Raw genomic sequence first — 2,631 nt, forward strand, 5'->3', positions numbered from 1 at the left:
GGTCGGGAGAAGAAACTTTCTAAAACTAAAATACTTTCTTTATCTCAGTATGTTAAGATATTACTCTTAATTATGAATTGTTAATTATCAATTATTAATTAAAAGAAAATTGCCCAAAGCAATTATAACTTCTTAAGGTGGTTATTGCGGCGGGGCTCACCTCTTCCCATCCCGAACAGAGTAGTTAAGCCCGCCTGCGCAGATGGTACTGCAGTTATGTGGGAGAGTATGTCGTCGCCTTTCTTTTGAAAATCCTCATCATTTTTTGATGGGGATTTTTTTTGTTTACAAAATACTGGAATTTGGGCGAAACTCGAAAAGTGTTCGTTAATTGCTTTGGATCAAGACGAAATCGGATCAAGACGAAAACCTGTGGAGCAACAAAAATTAAGCATAAATATTAGTTAGCCTAAAAAGGAAATATTCTACATTCCTAACTCCTCTGAATTTTGATCTAAATGCTTTTATTTTTGCATTGAATGATTCAGCTGAAGCATTGGTACTTCTATTATCAAAATAGTTCAATATAGTTTGATAGTGATTTATAATTGTTCGTGAGATTGTGCCAAAAGACTTAAATCCAGATTGATTTACTTTTTCATGCCATTTGGCTAATTTGGCAAAACCAATGATTTTATCTTTTGTGTTCTCGAAGATACTGCGTAGCTCTTGAGTTAGACTATATGCCTTTTGAATATCGGGATACAATTCAAATAATAACCCAGCACGTTCTATTTGATTTGGAGTCCATTTGGATTTGTTTTTATATAAGAAATAACGACTTCTGGCAAGTAATTGTTTAAGTGTATCGCCATTAGGAAGTATTTTAGATTCAAAGTTGGTGTTTGATTTTTTAGCTTTTTCAATAGCATCATTTTCCTTATCGATAGCTTCCCAGCGATATTTAATCCTTATTTCCTGTAATGCTTCTACAGCAAGTTTTTGAACATGGAATCGGTCTGTAACGCGAGTTGCATTAACAAAACATTTCTTTGCAATTAACCCCATATTGCCAGCCATATCCAAAGTGATTTCCTTGACTAGGTTTCGCTCTTTAACAGGGATTTTTTCAATAACTGCAATAACAGTTTCCGCTTTAGTTCCTGCAATCATAGCTATATAGTTCCTTTTCTGCCTTTGCCGGATTTGTTGGTTAAAATAGTATATAGCTCACCATTAGAAAGGGAGGTTTCATCTATGGATAAACGTTTTCCAATATTTTGTGGAAAAACAAGCCATTTTTTTGCGTGGGATATTTGATCCCAGACTTTGAAATCACTTAGGAAATCTTTGTATTGACATTGCAAATTTCTACCGGAAACTCCGTAGAAAGAAGCAATGGTATTGCAATCATTTGGACTGGAATCTATTGATCTCTTTTAAAAAAGACGCAAACTCCTGTGTTACACGAGTTCCGTCTGCTACTAAATTCCAATCTCTAAAAACTATTTTTCCAGTATCTTCATTAAGCCATCTTCTGCGAGTGATATGAAGATATACCTGATGCCCACGAATAGGAAAATCCTGAACCGTTATCTCTTCGAAGAAACCTTTTGAACTTAATTTTGACTCTCGGTATTCTTTAGGTATTGAATTAATCTCTTTTAAATATAAATGAAGTATTTCGTCTCCTTTTTCATAAGAGGTAAGTTCAAAATAATCTACTATTATCTCAGGTAATAACAACTTAAGGATGTCGATAAAAAAATCTTACAGTGGTATATGATTTGGAAATACAAATATTTAATCTTTAATATTTCTCCAAATTCTATCGCAAATGATTTAATGTGTAGTTCGACCCGAAGAGAAACGGGATAATTGAATGTATCTTATTCATGTTGTTTATTTGTATTATTCCAATAATTTCCTTGTCCTTTTTATAAAGGTTTGAATATTTGTATTCTTGTAGTGAAAGATTCTACAGAAAATATATGTCTATTTAAATTGGGGTTACGTTCTATTGTTGAATTTGCTGACGATTACTGTTTGTTTTCTAGTCTTGCTAATTCCGTCCTATATAATAACCAGAATTTCTCCAGTGAAAGCAATTCGTTTCGATTAATTATAATATAAGGATAATCATCCCATTCCCAACCCGACAGTTTTCTAAAATCTGTCGGGTTTATTTTTTTTGGATCTATTTATAAGTAAAAGTTTCTATTATAATAGATAAGAGTAATTTTCTGCGCCAACGACACCCGACAGGTTTTTAAAACCTTGTGGATATAATTTCAAGTCGAAGTTTTGTTGAAATCTGTAATTTTTAAAATTTGGAATTTGAATATGGAGCTATTTCCTGCTATCCGCTGCAATCTTTTGTGGCTCCCGATCCCGAAACTTCGGGACGGGACCGGCACAAAAGGATTTTCACTTCTATCAGGGCTAGGGCAGCAGTTTTCAAAAGAAGATCTGGCTTAAGGAGAAAAAAACAGTCCAAAAGTAAAAACTTGGCGCCTTTGCGACTTTGCGCGATTAAAAAACATCAAAATCAAGAAAAGAAGAAGCCTTCACGCTTTAATGTCTTAGTGGCAATCGTATTTCATAGTTAATATAAAGTAATCAGTAAAGCGGTAATAAAGATGAAAAGTCCCTAAAACATGGAGGTTTTAAAATAGACAAATTACGATAAAG

Annotated in this window: 1 protein-coding gene, 1 rRNA gene and 2 pseudogenes; 2 read left to right on the plus strand and 2 right to left on the minus strand. The window is 33.5% G+C overall.

Features of this window, described 5'->3' with window-relative positions; translation table 11 throughout:
- Positions 1-133: 133 nt before the first annotated feature.
- Positions 134-243, plus strand: a 5S ribosomal RNA gene (rrf, locus tag EAH81_RS27190).
- Between the two features lie 144 nt (positions 244-387).
- Here the strand turns inward: rrf and EAH81_RS27195 are convergent.
- Positions 388-1,307 (minus strand): annotated as a pseudogene (locus EAH81_RS27195) (ISL3 family transposase).
- Between the two features lie 43 nt (positions 1,308-1,350).
- Positions 1,351-1,686 (minus strand): transposase, encoded by a 336-nt coding sequence (locus EAH81_RS27200; RefSeq protein WP_241676672.1) that lies wholly within the window; start codon positions 1,684-1,686, stop codon positions 1,351-1,353.
- Between the two features lie 247 nt (positions 1,687-1,933).
- On the opposite strand from EAH81_RS27200, the pseudogene EAH81_RS27980 reads away from it, so the two are divergent.
- A pseudogene (locus EAH81_RS27980) lies at positions 1,934-2,062 on the plus strand (ABC transporter permease); the annotation flags it as partial.
- Between the last annotated feature and the right edge of the window lie 569 nt (positions 2,063-2,631).

This window comes from Flavobacterium pectinovorum, from assembly GCF_006438875.1.
In the GTDB taxonomy this organism is placed as follows: domain Bacteria; phylum Bacteroidota; class Bacteroidia; order Flavobacteriales; family Flavobacteriaceae; genus Flavobacterium; species Flavobacterium pectinovorum_A.